The sequence below is a fragment of the Chitinophaga agri genome, from assembly GCF_010093065.1.
In the GTDB taxonomy this organism is placed as follows: Bacteria; Bacteroidota; Bacteroidia; order Chitinophagales; family Chitinophagaceae; genus Chitinophaga; species Chitinophaga agri.
On record NZ_CP048113.1, the window covers coordinates 7,055,385 to 7,075,119 of the forward strand.

Annotated in this window: 2 protein-coding genes; both read left to right on the forward strand. The window is 49.0% G+C overall.

Features of this window, described 5'->3' with window-relative positions; genetic code table 11:
* The first annotated feature begins 19 nt into the window (after nt 1-19).
* A complete protein-coding gene (locus GWR21_RS28205; protein WP_162335041.1) occupies nt 20-9,829 on the forward strand; it encodes a non-ribosomal peptide synthetase in 9,810 nt (3,269 codons plus the stop codon).
* A 41-nt stretch (nt 9,830-9,870) separates the two neighbouring features.
* The gene (locus GWR21_RS28210) at nt 9,871-19,716 is read left to right on the forward strand and encodes a non-ribosomal peptide synthetase (RefSeq protein ID WP_162335042.1); all 9,846 of its coding nucleotides are present in this window, start codon (nt 9,871-9,873) and stop codon (nt 19,714-19,716) included.
* Nucleotides 19,717-19,735 lie beyond the last annotated feature (19 nt).

Here is a 19,735-nt window from a genome sequence, read left to right on the forward strand (position 1 = left end):
CACTGTAAAATACGTAATCATGAATATTGATTTCAGTAAAGCTATACATGTACTTAGCAAAGCAAAGAAGCAGGGGATGGAACTATTCCTGGACGACAGGAAACTGAAGCTGAAGACAAATGATGATATTGAGATAGACCCCCAGTTACTCGAAGAGATCAGGCAACATAGAGAAGAGATCATAGATTTTTTGCACAATGACCCTGGACATACAACTGTTACATTGCCTCCTATAGATCCTGCTGCCCGCGCAGGGGTGGAACAGCTGCCGTTATCTTTCGGACAGGAAGCGCTATGGCTGGTTGATCAGCTGGAAGGCAGTACACAATACCATATGCCCTCTCTTTACCGTATTAACGGCAAGCTGGATGCGACCAGACTGGAAGAGACCTTTCGTTTTATTATCAGACGGCATGAGATACTACGTACGGTCATTCGTCAGGATGCCGGCGCACCGTATCAATATATCATGGATGAAACTGGGTGGCAACTTGAATGGCCCGATGCCACGGCTATCGATCCGAGTGATACACAGTTCACCGCACTGCAGTCCACCTGGTTTGCACGTCCATTCGACCTGTCAGCCGATTATATGCTGCGTGCCGCACTGGTAAAATTGGAAGAGGACCACCATTTGCTACTCATCAATACACACCATATTGCTGCGGACGGATGGTCTGTTTCGATACTGATCAATGAACTCCGGTCAGTTTATACAGGACTGATCAGTGATCAGCCGGTATTGTTGCCTGCTCTTCGTATTCAATATGCTGACTATGCCCTGTGGCAACGTAACCTGGTGGCTTCCGGCCTACTGGAAGAACAGACGGTGTACTGGAAGGAACAACTGGAAAAGGTAACCCCTTTATCACTCCCATATGATTTTATACGCCCTGCCGTACAGCGTACACGGGGGGCATTGGCCACCTATCAGGTAGATGCGGCATTGACCACCCGTATCCGGCAGTTGTCACAAACGGAACAGGCGAGTATGTTTATGACGTTGTTATCAGCGTTGAAGGTGTTGCTTTTCCGCTATAGTGGTAGTACTGACATCTGTTTGGGAACAGTGATCGCGGCAAGATCGGAGCAGGAACAGGAAGCGATGATCGGATTCTTTGCCAATACACTCGCCCTGCGTAGTACGTTCAATGCCGGGATGTCTTTCCGCACGTTGTTGCATCAGGTAAAAGAAATGACACTGGCCGGTTATGAACGCCAGGATCTTCCTTTTGAAAAAGTCGTGGAGTTATCAGGAGCCCAGCACGACCGCGGGCGCCATCCCTTGTATGACATCATCTTCACGATGCAGAATGCACCTGAAATTCCGGTATTATCTCTGGGAGATGCACGCTTAACGGTAATACCACATCAGCATACCACCAGTCAGTTCGATCTGAATATGACGGCGCTGGAGAAAGGAGCGCACATTGAGATCAATGTTGAATATTGTACGGATCTTTTCCTGCCCGCGAGTATCGATCACTTCATTGAACAATATATGACGTTACTGAATTCAGCAGTGACGAATCCCGGCTTACCGCTGGAACAGCTGTCTCTCAGAAAAGAAAGCGGGCTGACATCCTTCCCGAAAGCGAACGTGCTATACCCGGCAGATAAGACGGTGGGAGAGCTATTCAGTGAACAGGCAGCGTCCACGCCCGGTGCCGCTGCACTGTTATTTGAAGATATTGCATTGAGCTATGAAGAGCTGGACGCGGAGTCAAACCGGCTGGCCACCTATCTCGTGCAGATAGGTATAACACCGGAAAGTTTAGTGCCGGTGTGCCTGGACCGGTGTGCCGACCTGATCGTGACCCTGTTAGGTGTTCTGAAAGCAGGAGCAGCTTTTTTACCACTCGATCCCCGTTATCCACAGCAACGCATTGAGCAGATGCTATCAGAGACAGCTTACAAGGTGGCTATCACGAATAGTGAGTATCGTGAATTGTTTAATAGCGAGGCGCAGGTATTAACCCTGGAAGCATTACAGCCATTATTAGGGTTGTTGCCGTCAACAGCTTTGCCTGTCCGGGTGACAGCAGATAGTCTGGCATATGTGATGTACACTTCCGGCTCTACCGGTCGTCCAAAAGGGGTGATGGTCACGCATAGGAATATTGTGAGTCTGGCGCTTGGCAGTGGCTTCCTCGACTGGTCCGTAAAAGATGTATTACTGTCCACAGGTTCTCCTTCCTTTGATGCGTCTACGATAGAATACTGGGGTAGTTTACTGAATGGTGCTACACTGGTATTGGCGGATGAAAGCAGGTTGCTGGACGTTGCGCAGCTGAAGGAAGAGATCATTGATCGTGGTGTCACACGTATGTGGTTCACTGCTGGCTGGCTGAACCAGCTCATTGACACAGATATCACCATCTTCGGTCATCTGAGGACCGTGATAGCAGGCGGTGAAAAGTTATCCGACAACCATATCAGCCGCTTACGTGCCGAATATCCTGCTTTAACAATTATCAATGGTTATGGTCCTACAGAGAATACCACTTTCTCATTGACTTATGCTATAAAGGAAATTACAGCAGGGCAATCTATTCCGATAGGTTATCCGCTGTCCAACCGTACTGCCTATGTACTGGATAGCCGCCTGGAACAGCTACCTGTGGGCATACCTGGTGAGCTGTATGTGGGTGGTGCAGGTCTTTCAAGGGGATATCTTGGTCAGCCGGAACTGACCGCCGCACGATTCCTTATCCACCCTGTTACTGGTGAACGTTTATATCGCACAGGTGATCTGGCACGTCTTCTACCGGATAAAAGCATTGCTTATCTGGGACGTACTGACGATCAGGTGAAGTTGCGTGGATTCCGGATAGAGCCAGGTGAGATAGAAAGTGTGTTACAGGAGAGTGGCTATGTGAACAGGAGTGTTGTCGTGCTCCACGGAGATGACAGTAACAGGCGTTTGCTGGCCTATGTGGTGCCTGGTAGAGGTTATGAGGAATCTGTATTACTATCCTATCTGGAAGAAAGGCTGCCTGATTATATGGTGCCGTCGGCCATCATCACCCTGGAGGCGTTACCCCTGACCAGCAATGGAAAGATAGATAAAAGGGCATTACCCGACCCAGCTGCCACGCAATTACCGGCAGAAGCCTATGTAGCACCGAGGAATACCATGGAAGCACAGCTGGTATACATCTGGCAGGAAGCACTACAGGTAGACCGGATCGGCATCCATGATGATTTCTTCCGCCTGGGAGGTGATTCTATTATCGCGATAGGCGTGATCAGCAGGATCCGGCAGGTGTTCAATCGTGCTGTACGATTGTACGATCTGTATCAGCAGCCATCGATAGATAAGCTGGCAGCGTTACTGGCACAATCAGCAGTGATTGCCCCGGTTGAAAGTGAGGTACATCGTACGGTCAGGGCGGAGCTGACGGAGCTGAAAGAACGTTTGTTATCCATGTTGACAGACAGGGATAATATTGCTGATATCTATCCGATGAGCGATATACAGGGCGGTATGGTATCGGCTTCCCTGTTGAATCCTGAGCTGGCTGTATATCATGATCAGTTTGCCCATTCATTTGTAAAGGACCTGGACATTCCTGTATTTGAGCGGGCCTTTGCATTAATGATAGAAAAGTATGAGATCTTCCGTACCAGCTTCAACCTGGATATACACGCTGAAGGTGTACAGATCTTACATCATGAAGTGCCGGTGGATTTTCCCCGGCTGGATTGGTCTGATCTGGATGGTCAACATGCCAAGGAAAAGCTCGCGCATTTCCTGGAACAGCAAAGACAGCATCCGGTCGATGTGAAGCACCCGCCGTTGTGGAGAGGGACATTAATTGCACTGGCCGACCGTTACATCTTCGTGTTTGAGTTCCATCATGCCATGATAGACGGATGGAGTATGGCTTCTTTTAATACAGAACTGAATAATCTGTATGTAAAGCTGAAATCTGGTGCATCTGTTACCACCCTGCACGCATTAAAGAGCACTTACCGCGACTTTATCATTGAGAGTCTGGCAGAGAAAAGGAATAGTCAGCAGGACCTTTTCTGGAAAGAGGAGCTGCATGAATATAAACGACTGGATATCTTTACCCAGGACCCTGACGATCAGCACCTGGCCAGGGTCTATGATGTGTCATTCCTGGAACAGTTAAAGGAAAGATCGCAGCGGGATGGGATATCACTGAAAAGTGTGTTCCTGGGCGCCTACCTGTATATGTTGGGTATCCTGACCCATGAAGATGAACTGACCACTGGTATCGTCACGAATAACCGCCCGCTGATCCCTGATGGAGAGCGTATGCTGGGATGCTTCCTGAATTCAATACCGCTGCGCATCACTAAGAGCCCAATCAATACTACCTGGAAACAATGGTTTGCTACGGTGGAAGAAAAGCTGGTAGCGATGAAACAGTACGACCGCACGTCATTGTTTGAGATCAGGAAGATAACGGGTGATTCTTTTGCGGAAGAAAATGCCTTCTTTGATACATTGTTCAACTTTGTGAACTTCCATGTATACACCAGACTGGAAGGCGGTTTATTCCTGTCGGATATCTCATCCGTACACCAGGATGATACCGTGGATAGCGGATTTGAGTCCACTAATACCTACCTGAACTGCGCCGCCAGTATTACCAATGATGTTATGATCATCACCTATTCGCTGCGTAAGCAGCTGAAGTGTGGTGCTTCACTGGAAGAGTTGCATAGTTGGTTGCATGCAGTGCTGGAGTGTTACCTGTATCACTATGAAGAGCCTATTGAGCGTGATAGTGTACTGTCGGCAGTACCCGCACGTATTGCACAGGTAAAAGAAGCAGTATTGGCTTACCCTGCCGACAAAACAGTAGGGGAGATGTTCTCCCGGCAGGCAATGTCAACACCAGATGCGACGGCGTTGTCATGTGAAGATACAACCCTGAGTTATGCAGAACTGGATGCCTGGTCGAACAGGCTGGCTGCTTACCTGGTGCAGCTGGGGGTGGGTGCTGAAAGTCTGATACCGGTGTGCATAGACCGGTCTGCAGACCTGATCGTTACTCTGCTGGGTATTCTGAAAGCCGGTGCTGCCTTTGTGCCAATAGACCCGCGTTATCCACAGCAACGTATACAACAGATGTTATCGGAAACCGATTGTACGATCGCTATCGTGCATAGTGAATACCGCGGATTCTTCAATAACACGGTGCAGGTATTAACACTGGAGGCGTTACAACCGTTATTAGGATTATTGCCCGCTGCTCCTGTTGCTGTGCCTGTAACAGCAGATAGTCTGGCATATGTGATGTATACCTCTGGTTCCACTGGTCGTCCTAAAGGGGTGATGGTCACACACCGGAATATTGTGAGTCTGGCGTTAGGCAGTGGCTTCCTGGACTGGTCAGCAGGTGATGTGTTATTGTCTACCGGTTCTCCTTCTTTTGACGCTTCTACCATAGAGTACTGGGGCACATTGCTGAATGGCGCTACGCTTGTATTGGCAGCTGAAGATAAATTACTGGACAGCAGCCAGCTGAAAGAAACGATCATTGACCATGGCGTGACACGTATGTGGTTCACCGCGGGTTGGTTACATCAGTTAGTCGATACTGATATCAGTATCTTCGGCAGTTTACAAACGGTCATGGCGGGAGGTGAGAAATTATCGGCAACGCATATCAGCCGTTTACGCGCCGCCTATCCTGATCTAACCATTATCAATGGTTACGGTCCTACAGAGAATACGACTTTCTCATTGACCTATTGTATAAAAGAATTGACATCCGGACAGTCTGTTCCGATAGGTTATCCACTGTCGAATCGTACGGCTTATGTACTGGATAACCGGTTACAGGCATTACCTGTTGGCGTACCCGGTGAATTGTATGTCGGAGGTGCGGGGTTGTCGCGCGGTTACCTGGGTCAGCCGGAGCTGACTGCAGCCCGTTTTATTATCCACCCGGTGAGTGGAGAACGTTTGTACCGCACGGGAGATCTGGCGCGTGTATTACCGGATGGGAGTATCGGGTACCTGGGCCGTACAGATGACCAGGTAAAGCTGCGTGGCTTCCGTATAGAGCTGGGAGAGATAGAGCAGGTCTTACAGGAGAGCGGAATGGTGAATCACGGCGTTGTTATTGTCCAGGGGGAAGACAGTACAAAACGTTTGTTAGCTTATATCGTACCGGCGGATGGTTACGATGAAACATCCTTATTATCTTATCTCGGTAGTCGTTTACCTGACTACATGATACCTGCTGCGATCATCACACTGGATGCATTGCCTTTGACGAATAACGGCAAGGTGGATAAACGGGCGTTGCCTGATCCTGACAGGGAGGCGGGATTATCAGCAGGCTACATGGCGCCACGTAATACAACAGAAGCGCAGATAGCAGCTATATGGCAGGAGGTATTACAGCTGGACCGTGTCAGCATCAATGATGACTTCTTCCGGCTGGGTGGAGACTCTATTACCGCTATCGGTGTGATCAGCCGGCTGCGTCATGCATTTGGGGATCACATCAAATTATATGATCTGTACAGGTCAGGAACATTGGCGCAACTGGCTATACTCATAGAGGAGCGCCCTGTCGATGTTGTAGCAGATAATGGAAAGAAAGCGGTAGCTGATACATTGTCCGCTATGCGAACAACGCTTTTGTCAGCCCTACCCAATGCGGCTGTTATTGAAGATATCTTTCCAATCAGTGATATACAGAATGGGATGATATATGCCTCGTTGTTGAATCCCGACAGATCCATCTATCATGATCAGTTTGCCTACATGCTGCCGTTGGATCTTGATATCGACAGACTGACAAAAGCGTTCTCACTGCTGGTGCAGCAGAATGGTATATTGAGAACAGCCTTTGATATGAATATCCATGAGGAGGGAATGCAGGTGGTATACAAAGAAATACCTGTTGTATTTAATCAGCTTGATTATGCACATCTGCCGGCTGATGCAGCAGCCATCGCTATACAACGCTACCTGCTGGAGGAACGGGGCCGCCCTTTCAAAGTGACGGCAGCCCCGCTATGGAGAGGGACGATCGTGAAAATGTCTGACCGGCATGTATTGCTCTTCCAGTTTCATCATGTGCTGCTGGATGGCTGGAGTGCAGCCACACTCAATACCGCATTGGGCAATATATACGAGCAACTGAAAATATCACCGGGACTTACGTTACCATCATTAAAAGCCTCTTATAAAGATTATGTGATCGAAAGTTTATCGGAGAAGCAGGCCAATCACAGTGCCGCTTTCTGGAAACAGGCAATGGAAGGTTATAAGCGGTTGGATATTTTCACTACGACAGATGATGAGCAGCGTATCGTCATGCATTACGATGCCGCATTTTTTGATGCGCTGAAAGAACACGTTACTATAGATAATCTGTCTCTCAAAGGTGTATTCCTTGGCGCCTTCCTGTATGTATTTGGCATGCTGACATATGAAGATGAGGTAACCATTGGTATTGTCACGAATAACCGGCCACTGGTAGAAGACGGAGATAAAATACTGGGTTGTTTTCTTAATGCCCTGCCTTTCCGTTTCTCTACCGAAAGCAAAGCAATTACCTGGAGGCAATGGTTTAATAATGTGGAACAGCAGTTGCTGACCATCAGGCAACATGAGCGTGTATCACTGGTCGAGATCACACAGTTGAATGAGGAACAGGCACAACAGGAGAATCCATTCTTTGATGTATTGTTCAATTTCATCAATTTCCACGTCTTTGAAGGACTTGATGCAGAACTGCTGTCAATGAACATAGGTGATCATAACGATGAAGCACTGGTGTTTAACCATGAGACTTCCAATACTTTCCTGGATTGCTCCGTAGATATCACTGGTAATAAATTATCGGTTATCTACACGATCAGGAAACAGTTGCGCTCAGGAAAAACACCCGCCGAACTGCATGCTTATTTTGATGCCGTATTACAGGCATATCTTAACAAGTCAGATGAACTGATCAGCAGAGAGGCGATCATTCCTGCCGCCGAACTGGATGCTATGGCTGCCCTGGCAAATGCCACTACTGAGCTATTACCCGCTGTTAAAACAATAACGACCGCTTTTGAAGAACAGGTCCGGAAAGATCCGCAGGCAATAGCACTGGCATTCGGAGAACAGTTGTTCACCTATCAGGAACTGGATGCCGCCGCAAGTAATATCAGCGCATATCTGCGTGCCAACGGCGTAGGAAAGGGAAGCCTGGTGCCACTATACCTGGAGCGCTCTCCCACGCTGATCACAGGCATCCTGGGTATATTAAAGGCAGGCGCTGCCTATATGCCACTGGATCCGGCTTATCCCGCTGACAGACTGAATACCATGCTGGCAGAATCTGATAGTGACGTACTGCTTACTATTACCGGGCTACAGGAGAAACTGTTATCATGGATACCGGCGCTCGTCCGGCCTGTATTCCTGGATGCGATTCCTGTGAACACGCAGCCCGGAAGCGGTGGCGCAGAGACATCTCCGGATGAGCTGGCGTATGTGATGTATACCTCCGGCTCTACGGGGCATCCCAAAGGTGTCATGATCTCCCATCACAACGTGGTGAGCCTGGCGAAGGACAGTCACTTTACTACTTTCTCGCCCGACGATGTGCTGCTGTCTACCGGTTCTCCTTCTTTCGATGCTACTACTATTGAATACTGGTGTACACTGTTGAATGGTGGGTGCCTGGTACTTTGTCCTGAGCACCATTTAATGGATACGCAGCTGCTGGCAGATACGATACGCACACACCGTATTACAAAAATGTGGTTCACTTCCAGCTGGCTGAATCAGCTGGTAGAAGAAGATATTGAGTTGTTCCGGAGCCTGCGTACAGTAATGGCAGGAGGAGAACGATTATCCCCACGGCACATTGCCCGTTTAAGGCAGGCATACCCGCAACTGGAGATCATCAATGGATACGGACCGACAGAGAATACTGCTTTCTCACTTACCTATATATTAGCTACAACTGCGCCGGAAGGAGACATCCCTATCGGCAGACCGCTACAGCAACGTACCGCCTGGGTACTGGATAAGCAACAGCAATTGCTTCCACTGGGTGTGGCCGGAGAACTATGTGTCGGTGGTGCGGGTTTGTCCAAAGGCTACCTGCATCGTCCGGAACTGACGGCTGCCCGGTTTATCAGCCATCCGCTGAACAATCATATAACGCTTTACCGTACGGGCGACCTGACCAGGTGGCTTCCGGATGGTAACATGGCATACCTGGACCGTGCCGATGAGCAGGTGAAGATAAGAGGCTACCGTATTGAACCCGGTGAAATAGAACAGGTACTTCTTCGGCACGAGGGGGTAAAACAGGCGATTGTAGTGATGCAACAGGATGCACATGGTAATAAACAGTTACTGGCCTACATCGTCCCTGAGAGCAGACTGGATACGCAGGTATTGCAGTCCTACCTGCAGTCGAAATTGCCCGCTGTAATGGTGCCTTCACAACTCATTACGCTGGAAAGGATCCCGTTGACAGCAAATGGTAAGCTGGATCGAAAAGCATTACCCGAACTGACGGATGAGTCCTGCGATAAGAAAACTTTTGTTCTACCTGCAACCGGAACAGAAAAACAGTTGTCTGCTATCTGGTGTTCGTTGTTAGGCAGAACGCAGATCAGTATCCAGGATGATTTCTTCGAACTGGGCGGCCACTCATTGCTGGCAATGCGGCTTAACATGCATATCAAAAAGGAACTGGGCGTTAATGTGCCTATAAAACGGCTGTTTCTTTACAGGACGATCGAAGAACTGGCTGTTTACCTCGATGAACTTATCGCACGGGATACAGACACCGGTATGGAAAACGCTACACAGGTATTTGAAATATAAACGCCGCACCTGGCATATTACTCCTCCAAAAAATAACCGTCATGAATACATCTTCAAAGAAGGCGATCAATATCCTTAAGAAGGCCAGAACGAACGGCGTATTTGTTTTCATAGAAAATGACAAACTGAAAATAAGGGCAAATGAGCAGGTGCAGATAGACGATGTGTTACTGGATGAGATCCGGCAGCATAAAACGGAACTGATGCATTTACTCCGTCATGATCTTGACAGGGGAGAGGAAGTCCTGCCACACATTCATCCCGTAGACCGTAGGGAAGTAACGCGCCTGCCACTGTCTTTCGGGCAGGAGGGGCTGTGGCTGATCGACCAGCTGGATGGAAGTGCACATTATCATATTGAAGCATTGTTTGCAGTGAAGGGTGAACTGGCGGTCGCAAAGCTGGAAGCAGCGTTCCGTTACATTGTTAATCGTCATGAAATATTACGTACCGTCATCCGGCAGGATGCCGGTGCGCCCTATCAGTATATACTGGACGGGAATAACTGGCACCTGGAAGTCGCTGACTATACGGCTGAAGCAATTGTATCGGATGAGTTGTTAGCCGCCTGGTTCTCCCGCCCATTTGACCTGTCAGCAGACTATATGTTGCGTGCGGGTCTGTTTAAACTGGAGGAACGGCGGCATTTGCTGCTGATCAACATGCATCATATTGCTGCGGATGGATGGGCCATATCTGTACTGGTGAATGAACTGAGCGCTATTTATGCAGCAATGATCAGTGATAAGGCGGTCCTTTTACCCGCACTGCGCATACAGTATGCTGACTATGCTGCCTGGCAACGGCAGCTGGTGCATACCGGCATACTGGATAAACAGTTGCGCTACTGGGAGCAACAGCTGCATGGCATCACACGGTTTTCTCTTCCTTATGATTTCATCCGTCCTGCTGTACAAAGCACGCGTGGCGCCCTGGCCAAATATGAGATAGGCGCATCTTTAAGTGCGGCGCTTCATCGCTTGTCGCAGGAGGAACACGTAACGCTGTTCATGACGCTGCTTGCGGCATGGAAGGTGCTCATGTATCGTTACAGTGGTGCGACAGATATTTGTGTAGGAACAGTGATCGCAGGTCGCTCACAGCAGGAGCAGGAAGCCATGATCGGTTTCTTCGCGAATACCCTGGCATTGCGCAGTGAGGTACGCGGCGCTATTGCTTTCCGCTCGCTGTTACATCAGCTGAAGGATACGACCTTATCCGCATATGAACACCAGGACCTTCCTTTTGAGAAGGTGGTAGAGGTCGCAGGAGAACAGCGGGACCGTGGTCATCATCCCCTATATGATGTCATTTTCACGATGCAGAATATGCCTGAGATTCCAGCGTTGCTATTGGGAAATGCAACGTTATCTGCCGTGTCCCGGCAACATACCACCAGCCAGTTCGACCTGAACATCACAGTAGTGGAAAAGAGCGGGCAACTGGAAGTGAATGTTGAATATTGTACCGACCTGTTTTTATCCGCGAGTATAGACCGCCTGTTCAAACACTACATCTCCCTACTGGAAAGTGTAGTTGCTGCACCGGCGACGCTGATAGACGATCTGTCCATAATAAGTGAACAGGAACGCATTACCCTGGAGACAATGACTGTGCCACCCGTTGTCGCTTATCCCGCAGATCATTCAGTAGGTGCAGTGTTCAGTCAGCAGGCGCTTACAACGCCCGACGCCACTGCATTGTTATGCGATGATACTGTGCTGAGCTATGAAGCGCTGGATGCGGAGTCTAACCGGTTAGCCGCTTATCTTGTGCAACTGGGTGTGGCCCCCGAAAGCCTGGTAGCTGTTTGTATAGACCGCTCGGCGGACCTGATCATTACATTACTGGGCATACTGAAAGCCGGTGCCGCTTTTGTGCCAATCGACCCCCGTTATCCGCAGCAACGTATCACACAGATGTTGTCGGAAACAGCTTATACAATAGCGATCACGAATAGTGAATACCGGGACCTGTTCCATCATGATGCGCAGATATTAACACTGGAAGCTTTACAACCAATCCTTGGCCTGCTGCCGGCTACGCCTTTACCTGCCCGTGCGACGGCGGACAGTCTCGCCTATGTGATGTATACTTCCGGTTCTACCGGACGCCCCAAGGGGGTGATGGTCACCCATCGGAATATTGTGAGTCTGGCATTGGGTAGCGGCTTCCTGGACTGGTCAGCAGACGAGGTGTTGCTGTCAACGGGATCCCCGTCCTTTGATGCGTCTACCATAGAATACTGGGGTACCTTGCTGAATGGCGCTACGCTGGTGCTGGCGAGTGAAGAAAAATTGCTGGACAGTGCAAGGCTAAAAGAAGAGATCTCGACGCGTCATGTTACCCGGATGTGGTTCACCGCTGGTTGGCTACACCAGTTAATAGATACCGATATCAGCATCTTCGGTAGCTTGCAGACAGTGATGGCGGGTGGGGAGAAATTATCAGAAACGCATATCGGTCGTTTGCGTGCAGCGTATCCTGCGTTAACCATTATTAATGGTTATGGTCCTACGGAAAATACAACGTTCTCATTAACGTATGCCATACCCGATATTATACCAGGTCAGCCTGTTCCGATCGGTTATCCATTGTCTAATCGTATAGCATATGTGCTGGACAGTCGTTTGCAGCAGTTACCGGTAGGTGTACCTGGTGAGCTGTACGTGGGTGGGGCAGGTCTGTCCAGGGGCTATCTGGGACAGCCAGAGCTAACGGCAGAACGTTTTGTCATACATCCTGTTACTGGTGAAAGGCTCTACCGTACCGGAGACCTGGCACGTTTGCTTCCGGATGGTAGTATGGCCTACCTGGGACGTACGGATGATCAGGTGAAGCTGCGTGGGTTCCGTATAGAACTGGGGGAGATAGAAAGTGTGTTGCAGGAAAGTGGTTATGTCAGCAGGAGTGTTGTTGTACTCCGTGGAGCAGAAAGTACCCGGCGTTTACTGGCATATATAGTGCCTGAAGCAGGTTATGCAGAAGCTGCCTTATTATCCTATCTGGAAGAACGACTGCCTGATTATATGATCCCTTCGGCAGTCATCACCCTGGACGTGTTACCACTGACCAGCAATGGTAAGGTAGATAAACGGGCGTTGCCTGATCCGGAAGCCGCTCAGTTATCTGCAGCAGGATATGTGGCTCCAAAGAATGCTACGGAAACACAGCTGGTCACTATCTGGCAGGAAGCATTACATGTAGAACGTATCGGAGTGCATGATGATTTCTTCCGCCTGGGTGGTGACTCTATCATAGCAATAGGTGTGATCAGTAAGATCAGGGAGGTGTTCAATCGCGCTGTACGGTTATATGACCTGTATCAGCAGCCGTCTGTCAGTAAACTGGCTGTAGTGCTTGAACAGACCGCAGTTATTGCACCTGTCGAAAGTGAGCAGCATATAGCTGTTAAAGCTGAAGTATCCGCTCTTAAAGAGAATATACTGTCCATGCTGACGGACACTGGTAATATCGCTGATATCTATCCCATGAGTGATATTCAGGGCGGCATGGTGTCAGCCTCCCTGCTGAACCCTGAACTGGCCATGTACCATGATCAGTTTGCCTACGTGTTCCCGGCTGACCTCAACATACCTGTACTGGAAAAAGCATTTTCCTTACTGATAGAGAAATATGAAATATTCCGGACCAGCTTTAATTTATACTTACATACTGAAGGGCTACAGTTCTTACACAAACATATTCCTGTCAGATTCACGCAACTGGACTGGACAGACATCAGTGCAGTGAATGCTGCTGACCGCCTGGCTGCCTATCTCAGGGAACAACGACTCCATCCGTTTGATGTGGAACAGGCTCCTTTATGGAGAGGTACGCTTATTCAACTGTCAGATCAATACGTATTCGTATTTGAATTTCATCATGCGATGATAGATGGATGGAGCATGGCTTCCTTCAATACAGAACTGAATAACCTGTACGCCACATTGCTGACTGCACCCGCGCCGGCAGCATTACCTACCCTTAAAAGCAGCTACCGTGACTTTATCATTGAAAGCCTGGTGGAGAAGCGTAGTGCCCTCCATAAAGATTTCTGGCAATCTGAAATGTCCGGCTATCAGCGACTGGATATCTTTACTACAGCAGATACTGACGAACGGGTCACTAAAGTATATGATGCCGCATTCCTGAACATGCTGAAGGAAAAGGCACAGAAAGATGGCATCAGTGTGAAGAGCGTGTTCCTGGGGGCCTATGTCTATGTACTCGGCATGCTGACCCATGAGCCGGAACTTACGACGGGTATAGTGACCAATACCCGTCCTTTAATACCGGATGGAGAACGGATGCTGGGTTGTTTCCTGAACTCGGTACCGCTGCGTATACAGAAACAACATACAGATGGTACCTGGAAAGCTTGGTTCACAGCCATAGAACAGCGACTCGTCGTACTCAAAGAACATGACCGGACGTCATTGTATGAAATCGTGAAAGCATCCGGTGCTTCCTTCTCGGAAGAAAATGCCTTCTTTGATACGCTGTTCAACTTCGTGAATTTCCATGTGTATAATAACCTGGATGACGGTCATGTCGAAAAAGGATTGCTGGCAGCCGGCATCGACGCACTATATGAGGGGAAGCAAACCCTGAACACGGGATTTGAATCTACCAATACATTCCTGAACTGTGCGGTGAGTCTTACAGGAGGCGTATTGGCTGTTTCATACGTATTACGTAAGCAACTGAAGAGTACTGTTACGCTGCATGAATTTCATAGCTGGTTCCAGGCAATACTCGAGAAGTATTTATACCACTATGACGACGTCGCTGACCGCAATGCTATACTGGAGGTAACGCCGGCGCGTGTTCCGCTGATATGCAATCGTACTATTCCTTATCCGGCTGATAAGTCAGTGGGGGAACTATTCAGTGAACAGGCTAGCGTTCATCCTGCTGTTGCGGCGTTGTCATTTGAAGATACCATCCTGAGTTATGCAGAACTGGATGCCTGGTCGAACAGGCTGGCTGCTTACCTGGTACAGCTGGGGGTGGGTGCTGAAAGTCTGATACCGGTGTGTATAGACCGGTCTGCAGACCTGATCATTACTTTGCTGGGTATTCTGAAAGCCGGCGCTGCCTTTGTTCCAATAGACCCTCGTTATCCACAACAGCGTATAGAACAGATGTTATCGGAGACCGAATGTACGATCGCTATTGTGCATAGTGAATACCGCGGATTCTTCAATAACACGGTGCAGGTATTAACGCTGGAAGCTTTACAACCTTTATTAGGATTATTGCCTGCTGCTCCTGTTGCTGTGCCTGTAACGGCAGATAGTCTGGCATATGTGATGTATACCTCCGGTTCCACCGGTCGTCCTAAAGGGGTGATGGTCACACACCGGAATATTGTGAGTCTGGCGTTAGGCAGTGGCTTCCTGGACTGGTCAGCAGATGATGTGTTATTGTCTACCGGTTCTCCTTCTTTTGACGCTTCTACAATAGAGTACTGGGGCACATTGCTGAATGGCGCTACGCTTGTATTGGCAGCTGAAGATAAATTACTGGACAGCAGCCAGCTGAAAGAAACGATCATTGACCATGGCGTGACACGTATGTGGTTCACCGCGGGTTGGTTACATCAGTTAGTCGATACTGATATCAGCATTTTCAGTCGTTTACAAACGGTCATGGCGGGAGGTGAGAAATTATCGGCAACGCATATCAGCCGTTTACGCGCCGCCTATCCTGATCTAACCATTATCAATGGTTACGGTCCTACAGAGAATACGACTTTCTCATTGACCTATTGTATAAAAGAATTGACAGCCGGACAGTCTGTTCCGATAGGTTATCCGCTGTCGAATCGTACGGCTTATATACTGGATAACCGGTTACAGACATTACCTGTTGGCGTACCCGGTGAATTGTATGTCGGAGGTGCGGGGTTGTCGCGCGGTTACCTGGGTCAGCCGGAGCTGACTGCAGCCCGTTTTATTATCCACCCGGTGAGTGGAGAACGTTTGTACCGCACGGGAGACCTGGCGCGTGTATTACCGGATGGGAGTATCGGGTACCTGGGCCGTACAGATGATCAGGTGAAGCTGCGTGGCTTCCGTATAGAGCTGGGAGAGATAGAGCAGGTCTTACAGGAGAGCGGAATGGTGAATCACGGCATTGTTATTCTCCAGGGAGAAGACAGTACAAAACGTTTGTTAGCTTATATCGTACCGGCGGATGGTTACGATGAAACATCCTTATTATCCTATCTCGGCACTCGTTTACCTGACTACATGATACCTGCTGCGATCATCACACTGGATGCATTGCCTTTAACGAATAACGGCAAGGTGGATAAACGGGCGTTGCCTGATCCCGGTAGCGAATGTCAGCAAAGAGATACATATGTAGCGCCGCGTAATGAAATGGAACAGGCATTGGCCGACCTCTGGAAACAGGCACTGAACGTAGCGCGTGTTGGTATTTATGATGATTTTTTCCAGCTGGGTGGTGATTCTATCCGCGCAATTGGTATTGTGAGCAGTCTGCGTAAACACTTTGACAGCCGGATAAAACTATATGACCTGTATAGTCCGGGCCATATCGCCGGCTTAAGTGCATTGATCAGCGATTTGCGGTCGCAGGATGATGATGGGGAAGACGGCCTGCGTAACGAGGTAAAGACTGAAATGGCCGCATTACTGCAACATGCCTTAGCGGTCTTGCCCGACAGTCATCACATCGAAGATGTATATCCTATGAGTGATATACAGAGCGGGATGATATACGCATCATTATTAAACCCCGGGAAGGGCGTCTATCATGATCAGTTTATTTACCCGTTCGCTATCGACACACAGCCCGCATTGCTGACACAGGCCTTCATGCAGCTCGTACAACGGCATAGCATCCTGAGAACAGCGTTTAACCTGGATATTAATGAGGAGGGCGTACAGGTGGTGTATAAAAGCATTCCTGTACATATTACCCAACTGGACTGGTCCGCTACTGATCGGGTACATGCCGGTGAACAGCTGCAGGCATACCTGGCTGCTGAAAGAGCGAAGCCCTTTGATGTGACAAAAGCGCCGCTATGGAGATGTACACTGATCCGGTCCAGGGATCAGTACAGCTTCGTGCTTCAGTTCCATCATGCGCTGCTGGACGGCTGGAGTGTAGCCAGTCTGAATACGGAATTCAATAATAACTACCTGGCGCTGCTCCGTGACAATAATATGAAAGCATTGCCGCCATTAAAGGCATCATACAAAGACTTCGTTATTGACAGCCTGGTGGAGAAGAAACGTACTGCGGGTGATCTCTTCTGGCGGCAGGAAATGGATGGGTACAAACGACTGGACATCTTCACAAAAGAAGTGGTGGACGAACGTTTTGTGCGGACACATCCTGCTGAGTACCTTGAACAGCTGAAGCAGAAAGCCACTACAGATAAAATATCGCTGAAGGCACTGTTCCTCGCTGCACAATTATATGCGCTGGGTATGATCACTGCTGAAGAGGAGATCACAGTTGGTGTTGTGACGAACAATCGTCCGCCTATTGAAGATGGTGATAAAATACTCGGCTGTTTCCTGAATACCATCCCTTTCCGTTACTATACGAGAGAAGAGGGACTGACCTGGAAAGACTGGTTTGAAAATGTGGCGGGTGAACTCCTGCGTTTACAGGAACACGAGCGTACGCCGCTTTCCGAAATAGCCAGGCAGACGGGCGAGCCGGGACATGACCGGAATCCCTTCTTCGATGTGATTATCAACTTTATTAACTTTCACGTCTATGACGGATTGCAGGATGCGATCTTCGATAAAGGTACAGCTACCTATGAAGAAGCATCACAGCTGGACAATGGAAATGAAACAACAAACACTTTCCTCGATTGCACGGTGAGTGTCACCGGTGGGGTCCTGAATGTGATCTATTCACTACGCAGGGCGTGGTATGCGGATATATCTCTCGAACGTATACATACTTATTTTACGGCTGTTCTCGACGCCTATCTGTATCAGTATGAAATGCGGGTGAACAGGTTGTATGTACTCGGTGAAAAAGAAACCAATACCTTACTGCACCAGTTCAATCCGGGGCCTGTAGTTTATCCGGCGCACCTGACCCTCACCACGCTGTTTGAAGAACACGTTTTCTGGACACCTACAGCGCCTGCACTGAGAGATAATGACACCGTGCTTACTTATAGTGAACTGAATCAGCAGGCGGATCAGGTAGCAGGCTGGTTACAGGAGCAGGGAATAAAGGCAAACGCACTGGTTGGTATCTGCACCGGCCGTACCAAAGAACTGATCATCGGTATACTGGGTGTGCTCAAAGCAGGAGGCGCCTACCTGCCGCTTGATCCGAACTATCCGCAGGGACGTTTGGACTATATGCTCAAAGATGCTGGTGCCAGGATAGTACTTGTCACCGCTGAAACTGAGGAGGCCATAGGTGGACTATTGCAGGACGCACATACGCTCCAACGCCTTGATGCCCCGGATATATGGGAAACAATGCCGGCAGACTGGCCCGTGGTGGCAGCAGCACAACCGGATGACCTGGCCTATGTGATGTATACTTCCGGATCAACCGGTCAGCCGAAAGGTGTTGCGATCACTCATAAGAATATTATCAGCCTGATACGCGGTGGCAACTTTGCTGGCTTCGGACCTTTTGACAGCATGCTTTCCACCGGTTCTCCATCCTTTGATGCCTGTACGCTCGAATACTGGGCCATGTTACTGAACGGCGGACAACTCGTTCTCGCGCCGGAACATGAACTACTTGACAGCAACATCCTGAAGCATAAAATAGCTGCCCTGGGCATCACAAAAATGTGGATATCCGCCGGTTGGTTACATCAGCTGATAGAAACCGATATTCAGCTGTTAAGACCGCTGAAGATGCTCTTCACCGGTGGTGAAAAAGTATCCTCCAGGCATATTAATCAGTTAAGAAAGGCACTGCCTGACCTGGAGGTGTTCAACGCTTATGGGCCTACGGAAAATTCAGTGATTTCCCTGTCAAGCCACCTTGTTAAGAAACACTATGACGGTGATCTGCCTATCGGGAAGCCTTTAGCCAACCGTACCGCCTATGTACTCGATAAACTGCAACGCCTCCTGCCAGTCGGTATACCCGGCGAGTTATGTGTAGGTGGTGATGGATTGGGACAGGGTTATATCAATAAACCTGCACTGACGGCAGAAAAGTTCATCCTGCATACAGTCGGAACTGATACGCCTGTGCGCCTTTATCGTACTGGTGATCTGGTCCGCTGGCGCAAAGACGGACAGATGGACTTCCTCGGTCGTGGCGATGACCAGGTGAAGATCCGCGGATACCGTATTGAACCTGGTGAGATAGAATGGCACATTGCTAATACGCCGTTTGTATCCCAGGCTGTGGTGCTGGTAAAAGGAGAAGGTAACGCCAGACAACTGGTGGCCTACGTCATTCCTACGGCAGCATACAATAAAGTGGCTTTATTGACACAGCTGCAACAGCATTTGCCTCCGCATATGGTGCCATCTGTTATTGTCCCGCTGGAGAAATGGCCCCTCACGTCAAATATGAAGATCGATAAACTGGCCTTACCCGATGCAGCCATCGCTGCGCCACAAAAAGAATATGTAGCGCCACGCACCCAACAGGAACTTTTACTGGCTAACATCTGGGAACAGTTGCTCGGTGTATCACAGATCAGTGTACATGACGACTTCTTTGAACTGGGCGGACATTCCCTGATACTGATGCGCGTGAATGCAAGGATCAAAAAAGATCTCGGACTGGATGTGCCGGTGAAACGTCTCTTTGAATTCCGCACCGTTGCCATGCTGGCATCCTATCTGGATGTACTCGCTCCTGTTAAACAGACAGCTGTAGCTGACTATGATGTGTTTGAACTTTAATTAACCTGTTTCTAATATT

What these genes read in the sequence shown, in the direction of transcription:
- GWR21_RS28205 (WP_162335041.1), top strand. Translation starts at nt 20, where the DNA reads ATGAATATTGATTTCAGTAAAGCTATACATGTACTTAGCAAAGCAAAG.
- GWR21_RS28210 (WP_162335042.1), top strand. Translation starts at nt 9,871, where the DNA reads ATGAATACATCTTCAAAGAAGGCGATCAATATCCTTAAGAAGGCCAGA.